The sequence below is a fragment of the Pseudalkalibacillus sp. A8 genome (assembly GCF_045920555.1).
Taxonomy (GTDB): Bacteria; Bacillota; Bacilli; order Bacillales; family Fictibacillaceae; genus Pseudalkalibacillus.
On record NZ_CP174509.1, the window covers coordinates 1,511,862 to 1,528,042 of the forward strand.

Consider the following 16,181-nt stretch of genomic DNA (forward strand, 5'->3'; position numbering starts at 1 on the left):
ACTGAAATAATGCCAAATGGGGCACCAAAGGTTTTGGGCTCCTTTTTCTTTTATTACCCCGTCTATCAATACAAGTGCATAATCTGGTAGTTTAATAGGATATTACGCTTTGAAGGTGTCCGTTACCATGTGATGGTCCAAACAGAAAAACTTTTAATAATGGTCACGCTTTATAGCATCATAATGTTAAAGGTTTGTCGGAAAATTGATACTATAACTATAAATTGATAGGCTATGTGTGACTGGTGAACACGGATTACCGTGAGGGAGCACATAGTGACGAATAGCCGTTCGCCTAGGTAGAGGTAAGGGAAATTGATCCCTTGCCTCTTTGTGTTTATAGGAGGGATGTAGCTAGTCGCAAATGTGCACACTCCTTGTTAAATTAGTAAACAAAACTAAATTATTATTTTTGTAGATGTAAGATGAGTTCATTCATATTTCTTCTAATATGGTATTCGATTGTATTTTTTAGTAGAGTTGTATCCCCTTTACTTACTGCATCAAAGATTTGTTGGTGCTCGATTTTTACCTTATCATGATGCTCAGTTAGTATAAGCGTTGTTCCAATTGATAGATAGTGTCCCCAGAAAATACGTGCATTTTGTACAACCCTTCTCCAAGGGCACTTTTCAATCAATTTATTGTGGAAGTTTTCATTGAGTCCTGAATAGTACTCTAATGTATCATCGTTCATTTCAATATCTTCCATTTCTATTAAAATACTTTCTAATTCTTTGATATCCTCTTTAGTGATATGGGGGAGGGCTTTTTCTACAGCTAGGCTTTCATGGATTAAGCGCAATGTATAAATCTCTTCAATATCCTTGAGACCTATAGGGTAGACAAATGTACCTCTTCTAGGTTCACTTTTTACAATTCCCTCAAATTCCAGTTTTTTGATCGCTTCACGAATTGGCATTCGACTGACCCCATATCGTTTGGCTAATTCATCTTGAACAATTCGATCACCTTGCTTAAATTCTCCAGTAAGAATTGCTTTTCTTAGGTTATTTGTAACAATATCTTGGGTGGTTAGTTTTTTTCTAATTTGGCTACTCATGGTCTATTCATTCCATTCTTTTTTCTTGTTTGCAGTTTAAATAACTGGTCTATTCTATTAGTAACAAATAATGCGAAAATTCAAAATTGGATCCGATATGAAGAATTATATCACAGAAATAATTTTCGAACAATAAGAAAAATCAGTTTATAACCTTGACATTACAATATTTTTATAATTTAATAAATTCATACGCATCATCTATATAATCATTTTTGTATCAAAATTGGATCCGAAACTAACAGTTTTGAAGGGATAATTGAGAAGATGCTTTTTCGTTTAAAAATAATGTAAGCCTTTTCAAAATGTGATATTTGAACAAAGGATGATTGAATTTGAGGCCGGGAGGGTGCTTTTGTTACCTATCCCTAACTAGACGAAAGGGAGAGAGAGATGAAGATTACTGAAGTGAAGACACAATGGGTTCGAATTCCATTAGAAAGACCAGTTGGATTTTCCATTAAGACTCTTAAATATCGTGAATATCTGCTTGTTCGCGTACGATCAGATGAAGGCATTGAGGGTGTTGGGTTCTGTTTGCAGGATACGAGTGCAAGGCCAGCGAAGGCTGTAGTTGACGAATTATTAGCTCCAATGTTGATCGGGGAAGATCCTAGAGATATTGCAAAGCTGTGGGATAAAATGTATTTTCAAACCGTTCGAGCAGGAAGAAGAGGAAATGTCCTAGTTGCCATATCCGCAATTGATATAGCACTTTGGGATCACCAGGCAAAGTTAGCTGGAATGCCGTTACATAAATTATTAGGCTCCTACAGGGATGAAGTTCCTTGTTATGCATCTGGTGGATATTATTACGAAGGCAAAGAAGTCTATTCCAAATTAGAGGAAGAGATCCAAGGATATATGGATCAAGGGTACAAAGCTGTAAAAATCAAAGTTGGAAGATTGAGTGCAAAAGAAGAAGAAAAGCGTGTAGAACTTACAAGAAATCTCATTGGACCAGATGTGAAGCTGATGATTGATGCAAACCAATCATATCTAGATGTAAACGAATGTCTAGAACTTTGTAGAAGAATTGAAAGATACGACATCATGTTTTTTGAAGAGCCACTTCCAATGGATATGATTGAAGGGTTTAACCGTTTAAGCAAACAGACATCCATCCCACTCGCTACTGGTGAAGTTGGAGCAACTCGCTGGGAGTTCCAAGAATTAATACGCCATGGTGCTTTAAATTACTTACAACCAGATGCGACCCAATGTGGAGGAGTATCTGAGTTTATGAAAATTAGCGTCTTAGCCGGAGCTCAAGGCGTAACCATTACACCACATTATTTCTGGGATATTCACGTTCACCTTGCTTGTGCATCAAGAGAAGTAGCATTTGTGGAAAAATTTGTAGGTACTGATGTCACAAACTTTGACCACATTATGAAAAATCCGTATCAGTTATCATCACAAGGAACCTTAGTTGCTCCAAAAATAGCTGGTTTAGGTATTGAGTGGAATGAAGAAGCTATTCAGAAATACCTAATGGAAGAAAATATTGTTTCCGAGCAAATTAATGTAGCTAATTAAGTTTTTGGGAGTTGGAACGGTTGAGAATTGGGATTGATGCATTAGATAATTTTGTGAATCAATTGCTTATAAAAGCTGGTTTAACAGAAAGCGATGCTGCTAGCATGACCAATGTCTACCGAAGAGCAACACTAAGAGGTATAGGGCATCATGATATCTATGATTTGCCGAAAAGGTTACATGCTCTAAGTGAGGGCTTGGTTAAGATTAAACCAGAAATTACCATGGTTGGAGGATTTAACGCCATCGAAAATTACAATGGGGACAACGGTTTAGGGGAGATATGCACCTCCTTTATTATGAATCGCTCCAAAGCGTTAGCAGATTCATACGGAATAGGTTTTTGTACCATTTATAATAGTAATCACTTTTTGTCCGCTAGTCCTTATGTGGAGCAACTAGCAGAGGATGGTTATTTCTGTATGATCTGGTCTTCTACCCAGCCTGTCATGGGATGGCCGAATTCTGGTGATAAATTAATTGGGAATAACCCGATGGGTTTTGGTACACCGGGAAAAAGTAATTCTATTTTATTGGATATATCAATGGCTTATTCTTCCATTGGTGGATTACATACTACCAACAAAGAGGGGAGAAAGATTTCAAAACACACGGCTGTAGATGTAAATGGAAATTATACAGATAATCCTTTAGAAGCTTTACATGGAGCATCCCTTCCGATTGGAGAGCATAAGGGATTTGGTTTAGCTTTGTTAGGAGAGTTACTAACATCGGTATTAAGCGGTGGAGTCATGATAGAAGAAAAAAGTAAATTGAAGCAATTATTTGGTGAGTACATTCACGCTCAGACGATGATCACTATAAAAACAGATGTTTTTATGAGCGAAGAGCAATACAAACAACGAGTAAATCAACTGCAGGAATTTATTAAGGGAAAAGAAAGTAATGTCCGTATTCCTGGAGAAAGGTCTTTATTTAAAAAGGCTGAGTTGGAGCAGAAAGGTGTATGGATCAATGGAGAGTTAAGAGAAGAATTGAATGTATGGGCTGAAAGATTCCATCTGTCAGCTCGAATATAAAAAAGGAGGATGTAACAATGAAATTACGTTCGATCTTATTTATGGTGTTTTTTGCAGGTATTCTATTGGTAGCTGGATGTAGTAGTGATGAGGAATCATCAGGTAATGGAAAAGGTGGCAATGGTGATCAACTGCGTGTAGGAGGAGCAGCAAATACAACATTTGCATATGGTTTCTTGTCTTCATGGGCTGAAGTAATAGAAGGGGAAAATAACGATCTTGATTTTGTTATTCAAGCAACACCAGGATCCAGTGTGCATTACGAAATGTTTGAAGAGGATCAGTTAGATTTAGGAGCCGGGTTTGCTCCAAATGAATATATGGCGATCCAAGGGGAGAGGGAACCATTTGAAGGTGGCGGCTTTGATAAAACTCGTATTTTATTCCCTACAACCGTATCTCGTGCCCATGTAGTAACTACAGCAGATAGTGATTTAGAAACAGTACATGACTTAGAAGGAATGAAGCTAGGTGTACCAGGAAGAGGATCTGCAAGTACGGTAACAACGGAATACCAGTTGAAAGCCCTAGGTGTAAATGCTGAATTCGTTTATGCTCAACCAGATGAGATTAGAAATATGTTACAAGATGGTCGTGTGGATGCATTTTGGCATTATGTTGGAGCTCCGTATTCTGGTGTACTTGATCTTTCTTCCCAAATTGATTTAAAATTTATCTCCTTTACGGAGGAAGATATCCTTAAAATCGCAGAAGCTGAGCCGTACACAAGTGTTGGCAACATCACTTCTGATCATTATGATTTTGTTGAAGGAGAAGTAATGACTCCTGTAACATTCCCAACGGTTTTAGCAAGTAGTGATGTTAATGAAGATCAAATCTATGAACTTACGAAAGCAACCTGGGAAAACTGGGATGCAATCGTGGAATTAGTTCCAGCAGCAGGGCAAGTAACAATTGAAGATGCGGCAAAATTAATTGGAAAGATGCACCCTGGAGCTATTCGTTATTATGAAGAGCAAGGTGTTGAAATTCCTGACGATATGAAATGATGATGGATGATTAAAGACTTCATTTTTCGTTTTTAACTCATTGGTGAGGGAGTGAAAAAGTTGAAAACTGGCACTGTCTGGTTCATCGATAAATTTTTGCAGGTCATACCAATCCTATTCGTATTAGGATTAATCTCGTATATGTTCGGAATTATCCCTCCTGAAGCATGGCATTTTGAGGCTTTTACCATTATGGTTATTTTAACTCTTGGGTATGAAGGATATATTAGGTCGGGTATGTCAGAGAATAAATACTTTCTTTCTGTGATTGCTTTCTTAATCTACCTTGGTGGTATGGCATCGTGTATTTATCTATTCTTTGAGATACCGAGATTAGAATGGTATTATGGATCGGTTTGGAATACATCGGACATTGTTTTTGGTACGTTGCTGATAATATCTCTACTTGATTTAACGAGACATAAATTTGGTTGGCCACTACCACTCATTGCAGTTTCTTTTTTGTTATATTCCTTATTTGGACACTTGTTACCAACTAGTTACTTTGGGCATACTGGTATTTCCTATGGAAGAGTAATAAGTTTTCTGTATAGCCCAGCTGGAATCTTTGGTATTGTGTTCAAAACCTTTGTGAGTATCATCTTTATTTTTATGTTATTTGGATACTTTCTTCAAAAAACTGGAGTGGGTCAATTTTTAGTTGATTTATCCTTTGCGATTGCAGGGAAATATCGTGGTGGTCCTGCAAAAGTAGGAGTGGTCGCTAGTGCTGTGTTAGGATCTATAAATGGAAATTCCGTTGCGAATGTTGCGACAACAGGGTCTATTACGATTCCTTTAATGAAGAGAACCGGTTATAAACCAGCCTTTGCTGGGGGTGTAGAGTCGGCAGCTTCTACAGGGGGACAAATCCTACCACCTATTATGGGAGCTGGGGCTTTTATTATGGCGGAATTTCTATCGATTAGTTATCAAACGGTATTGGTTGCGTCCCTGGTACCAGCACTTTTATATTTCATCGCTATCTTCTTAATCGTGGATTTAGAAGCGGTAAAGAATAATTTGAGAGGGTTAACAGAAGTACCGAATTTGATAAAGGTATTAAAGAGTTCATATTTAGGTATTCCGATAGTTGTTTTAGTTTGGGCCCTGCTTATTGCTAATTATTCGGTAACTCGTTCAGGCGTTTACGCGGTTGTCGCTTGTATTATTATTTCATGGTTTACCAAAGAATATCGTATGGGTCCTAAAAAAGTTTCAGAAGCGATGATTAAAGGGACAAATAGTGCTATTGGAGTAGGGGCGCTATGTGCCACAGCAGGTATTGTAATTGGAACAGTTTCGATGACTGGGTTTGGGAATCAGTTTAGCTCGGCCGTAGTAAATTTAGCTGGAAATAATCTATTTCTTGTGGCTATCTTTACAGCGATTATGTCGATTATTCTTGGAATGGGCTTACCAACCACAGCAGCCTATATTATTAGTATGTCGGTAGCCGTCCCTGCCCTGACTGCTTTAGAAATTCCACCGTTATCTGCTCATTTATTTGTGTTCTATTTTGCTGTTGTATCTGCGATTACTCCACCAGTTGGGGCAGCATTTTATACCGCAGCAGCGATTGCTAAAGCAGATACCATGCAGACTGGTTTACAGGCCGTTCGTCTCGGAATAGGTGCGTTTACGGTTCCGTTTTTCTTTATTATCAACCCGGTGTTGTTACTGGATGGTTCGATTGGAAGAATTGCTATTGGAGTAGCCACTGCTTTGTTAGGTATTATAGCTGTCACCATGGCGATGCAACGAATTACATTCTTCGGTAATCAATTACATGTGTGGCAATCGATTGCGTTGATAGCATCCTTTATCCTATTAGTTTACCCTTCCCAGCATACCGATATTTATGGATTTGGACTATTCCTAGTCGCTATCCTTGGAGGGGTGAAAGGGATATGGAAATTGTTTAAGAAAAAGAGTGTGGATGGAGATAATAAAGAGAAAATGCTGGTTAAATGAGCACCCAAAAGAGGTGCTTTTTCTTTTTCTGAACAGGGTGGTAAGAAATTTTAAAGCTTTTGTTTTAGTGACTTGTAGTAGTTTTTGTTCGTGATGGATGGGAAGTTGACTGTGGAAGTGGAGGGGGACAAAATTGAACTTGATGAACAGTTATCGTTCATGTTTGATGCTAGAAAAGCGCCTTACTGTTATAACTTTTCTAAACATGATATACGGTTTTTAGTGTTTCTTCCAAGTGAAAGGGCTGATCTTTAATTTTTGACAAAGAAAATTATCGAGAATTGATGCAACAAAATGTAGGGAATTATCTTCTATGCAAAAAATAGAAATTAGTTATATAAGAAGCAATTTCTGTGAAATTCGAGCTCTGTAGCGAAGATCTACAGATTTTTTTTATTTCCATCCCCACTTTCCCATTTTAAATTTATTTGTCTGACAAATAAATTATTTTATATTTAGAATTGACAGAATATTTTATTTGTCTTACAATTAGACACAACACAAAATGATACATAGACAAACGTTGAAACGAGATTAATCAGAAAGAAAGAGAAAGTAGGAGAAATTATGAGCCAAACTAGAGATCACTTGAGGATAAAATCTGTAAAGAGAGAAACTTTATCGAACCAGGTGATCGATCAAATCATCGAATTGCTGTTGAGCGGTCAGTTGAAGCCAGGGGATAAGCTCCCATCGGAAATGGAATTGCTCGATATGTTCATGGTGAGTCGTCCAGTCCTGCGGGAAGCAATCAGTTCACTTGAAACAATCGGGATTGTCCGCAGGAAGACGAGGGAAGGAACGTATTTCACCAATAAAATCGGAAGCAAGCCCTTCAAAATCATGCTGTCGTTATCGGTGGGCGATATCAAAGCATTCATCGAAACGCGGATCGCACAGGAATTGGGCCTTGTCACACTCGCAGCTGAAAAGATCACCGATGAAGATCTAGGAAGACTGAAAGACAACATCGAGAAGATGGAAGCGCAAGTTGGAAGCACGATCGAGCTCGATAAAGAGTTCCATCGCATCATCGCCTATAGTGCGAGCAATCCGATCATCGAAGGGATCATTGATCCTTTGTTGAGTATGATCGATCAGACGCAGGAAACCATCCCGCCAGAGGACCGTGACAAATCGTACACGATCGAACAGCATAAAGAAATTTACGCTGCCCTGGAAAAAAAGGACCCTATTGAGTCTTACTTATGTATGTACCGACACTTGGATCATGCGAGGAAGAGGATCTTTGCTCGACATGAAGCGAAGAAATCTTTTGACCTCGATCAAAAATAGAAAGGATGAAAAGGATGACAAAAGAAAGAAAAGCACCCACAGGCATTTTAGGATTCCCGATTACACCGTTTATTGAAAGCGGTAACATTGATGAAAAGGCGTTGAGCCGCAATATCGAATTTTTATTGGAAAATGATCTGGAAGCGATCTTCATCGCTTGCGGGTCTGGCGAATTCAATGCCGTGAGCCTGAAAGAGTATGAGAGAATGGTAGAATTGGCAACCTCTCTTGCCGATCAGAAAGTCCCCGTCTATACAGGTGTCGGCGGCAATTTATCCGAAGCAGTGGAAAAAGCCGAGATCTCTGCCAAGCATGGAGCTGACGGCTATCTGGTGCTGCCGCCTTATCTGATTGAAGGGGAACAGGAAGGCCTCTATGAGTATTACAAATCGATCCTATTGAGCACGAATTTGAATGCGATCGTCTACCAGCGCGCGAATGCCGTTTTTCAGCTTGATACATTAAAGAGATTAATAGAGTTCCCGCAGGTTGTCGCCGTGAAAGATGGCGTCGGCAATATGGATCTCAATATCGAGCTTACCCAAACGATCGGTGACCGTCTCGGCTGGCTGAACGGGATGCCGATGGCGGAAGTGACGATGCCTGCTTATGTTCCTTTAGGCTTCAATTCGTATTCTTCCGCGATTTCGAACTATATCCCACATATCTCAAGACGTTTCTATGATGCTCTTCTGAATGATCGGAAGGATGAAGTGCGGGAACTCTATGAAAATGTAATTCTGCCAATTAATCGGATTCGAAAACAGAGAAAAGGCTATGCTGTCTCGTTGATCAAAGCGGGGATGGAAATCATCGGATTGCCTGTCGCTAACACGGTAAGACCACCAATCGTCCCGGTTGAAAAAGAGCATTATCAGCAGCTCGAAAAGGTATTGAACAAGGCATTTGAAAAGTACCCAGCCGACAATAAGGTGACCCAATCATAACCAAGCTATTTTTTCGAGAAACAATATCAGAAAATTACCAATACAATAAATATTAATCCTAAATAGGAGGCGAATCATGACCATTCAAACAAAAAGCAAACAACACTTGAACTACATAAACGGGGAATGGATTGCATCAAGCACAAACGAATGGATTGAAAACACCAATCCGGCGAATACAGAAGAGGTTGTCGGTTATGTACCGAAGTCGAGTAAAGAGGACCTGGGCAAAGCAGTGGCTTCTGCCAAATCAGCTAAGAAGGCATGGAGGAAATTATCCGGGGATGCAAGAGGAAAGTATCTGCATAAAGCAGCTGACATTCTTGAAAGCAGATTGGATGAAATTGCCGAATCCATGACAAAGGAAATGGGCAAAACCTTGCCGGAAGCGAAAGGTGAAACAGCACGCGGTGTAGCGATCCTTCGCTATTATGCAGGCGAAGGGCTGCGGAAGGTCGGGGATGTCATCCCTTCGACGGATAGTGAAGCGTTGATGTTTACCACCCGTGTACCACTAGGTGTTGTCGGCATCATCACGCCCTGGAACTTCCCGGTCGCAATTCCGATTTGGAAAGCGGCTCCTGCCCTGATCTATGGCAATTCGATCGTGTTGAAACCAGCGACAGAGACGGCGGTGACATGTGCGAAAGTGTTTGAATGCTTTGAAGAGGCTGGCTTTCCGGCAGGTGTCGTGAACATGGTGGCAGGTCCAGGTTCCGTCATCGGACAAGGGCTTGCCGATCATCCGGATGTGAACGGCATCACCTTTACAGGCTCCAACGCGGTAGGCAAGCAAATCGGTCAAGCTGCACTCGCGAGAGGTGCGAAATATCAGCTTGAAATGGGCGGGAAAAACCCTGTCATCGTCGATTCGGATGCCGATCTTGATCTTGCTGTCGATGCTACGATCAGCGGCGCATTCCGATCAACCGGGCAAAAATGTACCGCAACAAGCCGTGTCATCGTCTTGAAGGATGTCTATGACCAGTTCAAAGAAAAGCTGATTTCGAAAACGAATGAGATCACGGTCGGCGATGGCCTGCATGATGGCATCTGGATGGGGCCAAGCGTCAACGAAGGTCAGCTGAACACGGTCCTCTCCTATATCCAAAAGGGCAGAGAAGAAGGCGCTTCACTCGTTTTAGGCGGTGAAAGATTGACAGCCGGAGAATATGAAAAAGGCTATTTTGTCCAGCCGACGATCTTTGAAAACGTGACCTCGTCGATGACGATCGCCCAGGAAGAGATTTTCGGACCGGTCATCACACTCATCAAAGTCGACACGATCGAGGAATCGCTCGAGATCGCCAACGATGTCGAGTTCGGGCTGAGTGCTTCGATCTTCACTTCCAACATCAAAAAGATGCTGACATTCATCGACGATATGGATGCCGGGCTCGTCCGCATCAATGCAGAGAGCGCAGGGGTCGAATTACAGGCACCATTCGGTGGCATGAAGAAATCAAGCTCGCATTCCCGAGAACAAGGCCAGGCAGCGATCGAATTTTTCACATCGATCAAAACCGTTTTTGTAAAGTAAAAGGGAAAGAAAGCTGCCGCTGGGAACATCGGCGGCAGGCTTTCCATCAAAAAATGAATGAATAAGTGAACATTTGGAATAGGGAATCCGCCAAAGTGTTTAAATTAAAATTTTTATTCATGTAGTATTTTGGTGTTCAACAGCCATGGTTTTTTTAAGGATAATTGTATGCGGTTACAAAAATCGAAAGGGAGAGTGTACGATGAAGAAACTTTTTACGATTTTTTTGGCAGCTGTACTCGCGCTCAGTTTAGCGGCGTGCAGCGATACGACTACCGGGTCAGGTGAAGGGTCAGAGGTGGATGTTTCAAGGATCAGGCTGGTGATCGGTTCAACGTCAACAGGCGGGGATACATACCAGAATGCCGATACGATCAGCCGCTATTTGGAAGATCCTTTAGGTACGAACATCAAAGTGGACGCAGTTGGTGCTGTCCGGGCCTTCCAAGAGTTGGGGAAGGCTAAGGATGACGGCAGTACGGTGATGTTTTTCCATGACATGGCTTATTTGGGCGTCGAATATGGAAGCATCCAGGAAAACAACAAGCTGGAAAATTGGACAATCGGACCTGTCGTTTCGACGAATCCAGGGAATGCCTTTTTAGCGAAAGGGGACGCACCTTATGACACGATGGCGGAATCCGCAGAATGGCTGAAAAACAATCCAGATGAAACGATCACCGTCGCGATCGAATCAGGCGGGGTATCCGAGATCACGTTCGACGGTTACTATCTATGGGTGAAAGAGAAATACGGAACCGAGGTGTCTGACCGCATCAAAGCCTATGTGACAGGCTCCCAGGAGGATAAGAACCAGGCGTTATGGGATGGGAATGCAGACATCATCAACGGTTCGATCGGCGGTAACAACGAATATACGAAAGAAGGCGTAGAAGACGATATCAAGATGAAGTTCCTCGGGATTACAGCCGGGAAACGGGTGGAAGGCTATGACATCCCTACTTTCGCCGAACAGGGGATCACAGTAGACGGAAAAGAGTTCGTCTTCGATAAGGAATTCTTCTTCCTAATGCCTAAGGATGTGGAGGAAGACTTCGCTTCCAAGTTGGATGAAGCTATAGCCGAAGTGGAAGAGAATCCGGACTATGCGAAGGACCTCGCCAAGAACGCGTATATCACGAATTACGTACCGGCAGATGAAGCTAAAGACTACTTACTTGAGAAAAGAGCAACCTTCCAGAACATCATCAAAAACGCACCAGAGTTGGACAAGATCACCAATTGACCGGAAGAGACTGTCTGTATAAAAACCAGACAGCCTCACTCCTTCATTACGGCTATAGAAGAGGTGAAACCATGTGAAAGACCTGGTCACAGTTGAATTGAAGTTCAGTGAATACCATACCATCTTTCCTAAAATCATGCTGACGATCCTGATCTTCCTGGCGGTTTTGATGCTGCTGCTCAATATCGTTAAAAGGATAAGAGAAGGAACGTTGACAGCGCTTCGTTTCCAATTTTTCGTCGACAACTATGACAAGCTGAAGTTTTATGGAACGCTCGTGTTATTGATCGCCTATGCATTCATGCTTGAACCGATTGGTTTTTTACCAGCAAGCATCCTATTCATGTTCTTGATCAGTTTATTATTCATCGGAAATGTAAAAAAGAAATCAATCATTGTATCATTAGCGAACTCGCTGGCGACCTCATTCGCCATCTGGTATCTGTTCGGCCAGCTGTTCGATATTACTTTACCGTAAGGAGGGTGATTTCCAATGGACATATTCGAAATACTCAGCCCGCTTTCAGTCTTGTTATGTTTCCTCGGTGTTTTCATGGGCATCATTTTCGGGGCGATCCCGGGAATGACGGCTACGATGGCGATCGCCCTCTTTCTCCCGATCACCTACTCGCTCGATATGGTCGACGCGATCGCTTTATTGATCGGCTTATATGTCGGCGGGATCAGCGGCGGTCTCGTCCCGGCGATCCTATTGAACATCCCTGGTACACCTTCTTCACTCTGTACCACCTTTGACGGCTATCCGATGACCCAGAAGGGCGAAGGGGAAAAAGCGTTGAAAATAGGGATCACAGCCTCGATCATCGGCGGCTTTTTCAGTTTGACCGTATTGTATTTCTTCGCACCGGTGCTCGCTTCTGTTGCGATCAAATTTTCTTCCGTCGAAAAATTCCTGATCATCGTTTTTGCGTTGACCGTCATTGCATCCATATCAAAGGGCAGCTTGCTCGGAGGGATTTTCAGCGGTTTGATCGGTGTGTATTTAAGCCTGATCGGGATGTTTGCAGATAACAATCAGCTCAGGCTCATCCCGCCGGGCTTTGAAGAGGAATTGACTTACGGGTTTTCCCTTCTTCCGGTATTGATCGGGCTATTTGCGATCGCCCAAATCCTGCAGGAGTCTGAAGAGGGGATGAAGGCTTCTCCCCATCAAACCTTCGATTTCAAAAAAGCGAAGAAGAATCCGTTCACGTTCAAGATTTTCAACGGCCAGATCATCAATACGATCCGTTCCTCGATGATCGGTACGTTCATCGGAATGCTGCCAGGTGTCGGTGGAAGTGCTGCGTCGATTTCCTCTTACTCGCAAGCGAAGAACTTTTCAAAGCATCCTGAAAAACTGGGGACAGGAGAGCCGGAAGGACTCATCGCAAGTGAATCGGCGAACAACGGTCTGATCGGCGGTGCCCTGATCCCATTGCTGTCATTGGGAATACCCGGAGACAGTACGACTGCTGTATTAGTCGGGGCATTGCTGTTACAGGGAATCCAGGTAGGACCATTGTTCATCCCGACCAATCCAGACTTATGGGATGGCATCATCTATGCGCTCATTATCGCGAACATCGTGATGTTTTTCCTGATGTTCTTTTCGATCAGATATATGGCCAAGATCATCTATATCCCGAAATACATCATCTATCCGATCATCATCGTCATGTGCGTCGTTGGTTCATATGCCATCAACAATGGGGTCATGTTCGATGTTTGGACACTCCTGTTATTCGGGTTGGCAGGTTATGTGTTTATGAAAATCGGGATCCAGGTTGCGCCTTTTTTGATCGGCTTCATATTAGGAAAGGAATTGGAAAAATACTTTATTGATAGTTTAAAAGGAAGCGGTGGAGATTTGACGATCTTCTTCACTAAAGGGCCGATTGCGTGGATGTTATGGGTGTTGATCGCGGTTTCGATCATTTATGCGATCATGGATAACCGGAAGTCGAAAAGATCCGGCGACCAGAGCATCACACCCTCAACGTAAGAGAAAGCTTGTTTTATCAAAATTAGATAAGGAGAGGATAGGATGGAGTCTATTACGATGAAAAAACATGCGACGCCGACTATTTTGGAAATGTCCGTCATCCCTGTTGCCGGTCATGACAGCATGCTGTTGAATTTAAGCGGTGCCCACGGGCCTTATTTTACGAGAAACGTGGTTATTCTCAAGGACAGCAGCGGGAATGTTGGCGTTGGTGAAGTTCCGGGCGGTGAAGGGATCCGAAAGACATTGGAGGATTCCAAACCGCTGCTGATCGGAAGTTCAATCGGAAATTATAACAATCTATTAAAAAAGGTGAAGCAGTCGTTTGCCGACCGGGATGCACACGGCCGGGGCAAGCAAACATTCGATCTGCGGATCACGATCCATGCTGTAACCGCATTAGAGGCAGCTTTACTCGATTTATTAGGAAAACATCTTGATGTTCCGGTTGCCGCGTTGCTTGGGGAAGGTCAGCAGCGGGATAAAGTGAAAATGCTCGGTTATTTATTTTACATAGGAGACCGGAATAAAACGGATCTGCCTTACGTCAGCGGAGAGGGTGAAGAGGATGAGTGGCTACGGATCCGTCATGAAGAAGCGTTGACACCGGAAGCGATCGTCAAGCTGGCGAAAGCGGCTGAAAAACGCTATGGCTTCAAGGACTTCAAGCTGAAAGGCGGTGTTCTGGACGGGGAAGAGGAGATTAAAGCGATCCGTGCATTAGCGGAAAGCTTTCCTGATTCTCGTATCACGCTTGACCCGAATGGCGCATGGTCCCTGGAGGAGGCGATCGGGCTATGCCGGGATATGCATGGAACATTGGCTTATGCAGAGGATCCGTGCGGCGCAGAAAATGGCTATTCCGCACGTGAGGTCATGGCGGAGTTCAAACGGGCGACCGGATTGCCGACCGCAACAAATATGATCGCGACCGATTGGCGGCAGATGGGACATGCGGTCCAGCTGAATGCGGTCGATATCCCTCTCGCAGATCCTCATTTTTGGACGATGCAAGGCTCAGTACGGGTTGCCCAGATGTGCCATGTTTGGGGTCTAACTTGGGGATCCCATTCCAATAACCACTTCGATATCTCATTAGCGATGTTCACCCATGTCGCGGCAGCGGCCCCGGGGGAGATAACAGCGATCGACACACACTGGATCTGGCAGGATGGACAGCGCTTGACCAAGGAACCTTTTGTAATTAGTGAAGGTCATGTGAGGGTCCCCGAAAAACCTGGCCTGGGTGTGGAGGCGGACATGGACCAAATCGAGAAAGCCCATCGATTATATGAAGAGATGGAGCTGGATGCCCGTGATGACTCTGTCGCGATGCAGTATCTTATTCCGGGTTGGGCGTTCGATCCGAAGCGTCCAAGCATGGTCCGATGAAATCGCATAAAAGAAATACAGGGAGGCTTCATCTTGAATTTTAACGCTGATCAATTAATCCATTATGTGGACGATATTTTTAAAACAGTCGGCTTATCCTCTGAAGACAGTCATACCGTAGCAGAAAGTCTGGTAGCGGCCAATCTGCGCGGTGTCGATTCCCATGGAATCACCCGTGTTCCGATCTATGTGAAACGCCTGAAAGAAGGCGCGGTCAATCCACGTCCGGATATCAAAGTGATCCAAGAAAGTGATGCAACTCTATTAATTGATGGAGACGATGGCATGGGGCAGGTCATAGGCCGAAAGGCCATGGAGATCGGTATTGCAAAAGGAAAGAATAGCGGCGGGGTACATATCGGTGTAACCAGCTCCAGTCATTTTGGAGCAGGAGCGTATTTTGTAAAACGCGCCGTTGAAGAAGATATGGTCGCTTTCGCAATGTCGAATGCACCGTCGACAATGGCTCCATGGGGAGGAATCAAGCCTTACTTCGGGACAAATCCGTATGCCTTCGGAATTCCAGCCGGCAAACATGAGCCGATCCTATTGGATATGGCAACAAGTGTCGTCGCAAGAGGAAAAATCATCATGTCCGCCCAGGATGGAAGTGACATCCCGACTGGCTGGGCAATTGATGATAAAGGCCGGCCGACTACCGATTCGAACGCCGCATTAGCAGGATCAGTCCTGCCGTTCGGTGGGCCGAAAGGATACGGGATCGCCATGATGATCGACATCATGAGCGGGGTGTTGACTGGAGCCGGGTTTGGTCCTCACATCAATAATATTTATGGAGACTATGACAAACCGCAAAATGTCGGGCATTTCTTCCAGTTGATCGATGTCAACCGCTTCATGCCGGCTGAATTATTCAAGCAACGCGTTGATCAAATGATCGATGAAATCAAATCATCGCCAGCAGCCGAAGGGGTTGAAGAGATATTCGTTCCAGGAGAGATCGAATACAGGACAGAGCAAAAAAGGCTAGAAAACGGCATCGATTTACCGGAAGAAGTCTATGAAGATATCAAAAAAGTCGGAGCGGAATGCGGCGTGGATATACGAGATTATGAGAATGCGAACACCATCCGTTGATCGAACAAACTGGGTGGTAGTGGGGAAACTG

Annotated in this window: 13 protein-coding genes; 12 read left to right on the forward strand and 1 reads right to left on the reverse strand. The window is 43.3% G+C overall.

Annotated features, from left to right (window positions below; genetic code table 11):
• Nucleotides 1-406: 406 nt before the first annotated feature.
• The gene (locus ACJROX_RS07865) at nt 407-1,063 is read right to left on the reverse strand and encodes a GntR family transcriptional regulator (RefSeq protein WP_408010195.1); all 657 of its coding nucleotides are present in this window, start codon (nt 1,061-1,063) and stop codon (nt 407-409) included.
• Nucleotides 1,064-1,456: 393 nt separating this feature from the next.
• On the opposite strand from ACJROX_RS07865, the gene ACJROX_RS07870 reads away from it, so the two are divergent.
• The 12 genes from ACJROX_RS07870 to ACJROX_RS07925 all read left to right on the forward strand — a co-directional run bounded on the left by ACJROX_RS07870 (nt 1,457) and on the right by ACJROX_RS07925 (nt 16,150).
• Nucleotides 1,457-2,602, forward strand: coding sequence for a mandelate racemase/muconate lactonizing enzyme family protein (locus tag ACJROX_RS07870; RefSeq protein WP_408010196.1), 1,146 nt, complete (start codon nt 1,457-1,459; stop codon nt 2,600-2,602).
• Nucleotides 2,603-2,622: 20 nt separating this feature from the next.
• Entirely contained in the window at nt 2,623-3,642 is a 1,020-nt protein-coding gene (locus ACJROX_RS07875) for an Ldh family oxidoreductase (protein ID WP_408010197.1), read from the forward strand.
• A gap of 17 nt (nt 3,643-3,659) precedes the next feature.
• Nucleotides 3,660-4,652 carry a TAXI family TRAP transporter solute-binding subunit gene (locus ACJROX_RS07880; protein ID WP_408010198.1) on the forward strand — a complete coding sequence of 331 codons (993 nt, stop codon included), beginning with the start codon at nt 3,660-3,662 and terminating at the stop codon, nt 4,650-4,652.
• A 60-nt stretch (nt 4,653-4,712) separates the two neighbouring features.
• Nucleotides 4,713-6,626: a TRAP transporter permease gene (locus ACJROX_RS07885; RefSeq protein ID WP_408010199.1), complete on the forward strand. Its 1,914-nt coding sequence runs from the start codon at nt 4,713-4,715 to the stop codon at nt 6,624-6,626.
• 567 nt (nt 6,627-7,193) lie between these two features.
• Entirely contained in the window at nt 7,194-7,922 is a 729-nt protein-coding gene (locus tag ACJROX_RS07890; RefSeq protein ID WP_408010200.1) for a FadR/GntR family transcriptional regulator, read from the forward strand.
• Nucleotides 7,923-7,936: 14 nt separating this feature from the next.
• Nucleotides 7,937-8,869, forward strand: coding sequence for a 5-dehydro-4-deoxyglucarate dehydratase (gene kdgD / locus ACJROX_RS07895; RefSeq protein ID WP_408010201.1), 933 nt, complete (start codon nt 7,937-7,939; stop codon nt 8,867-8,869).
• A 76-nt stretch (nt 8,870-8,945) separates the two neighbouring features.
• Nucleotides 8,946-10,409 carry an alpha-ketoglutaric semialdehyde dehydrogenase GucD gene (gucD, locus tag ACJROX_RS07900; RefSeq protein WP_408010202.1) on the forward strand — a complete coding sequence of 488 codons (1,464 nt, stop codon included), beginning with the start codon at nt 8,946-8,948 and terminating at the stop codon, nt 10,407-10,409.
• Between the two features lie 202 nt (nt 10,410-10,611).
• Nucleotides 10,612-11,655, forward strand: coding sequence for a tripartite tricarboxylate transporter substrate-binding protein (locus ACJROX_RS07905; protein ID WP_408010203.1), 1,044 nt, complete (start codon nt 10,612-10,614; stop codon nt 11,653-11,655).
• 73 nt (nt 11,656-11,728) lie between these two features.
• Nucleotides 11,729-12,133 (forward strand): tripartite tricarboxylate transporter TctB family protein, encoded by a 405-nt coding sequence (locus ACJROX_RS07910; RefSeq protein ID WP_408010204.1) that lies wholly within the window; start codon nt 11,729-11,731, stop codon nt 12,131-12,133.
• A gap of 15 nt (nt 12,134-12,148) precedes the next feature.
• Nucleotides 12,149-13,660 (forward strand): tripartite tricarboxylate transporter permease, encoded by a 1,512-nt coding sequence (locus ACJROX_RS07915; protein ID WP_408010205.1) that lies wholly within the window; start codon nt 12,149-12,151, stop codon nt 13,658-13,660.
• A 42-nt stretch (nt 13,661-13,702) separates the two neighbouring features.
• A complete protein-coding gene (gene gudD, locus ACJROX_RS07920) occupies nt 13,703-15,052 on the forward strand; it encodes a glucarate dehydratase (protein ID WP_408010206.1) in 1,350 nt (449 codons plus the stop codon).
• A 33-nt stretch (nt 15,053-15,085) separates the two neighbouring features.
• Entirely contained in the window at nt 15,086-16,150 is a 1,065-nt protein-coding gene (locus ACJROX_RS07925; protein ID WP_408010207.1) for an Ldh family oxidoreductase, read from the forward strand.
• The last annotated feature ends 31 nt before the right edge of the window (nt 16,151-16,181 follow it).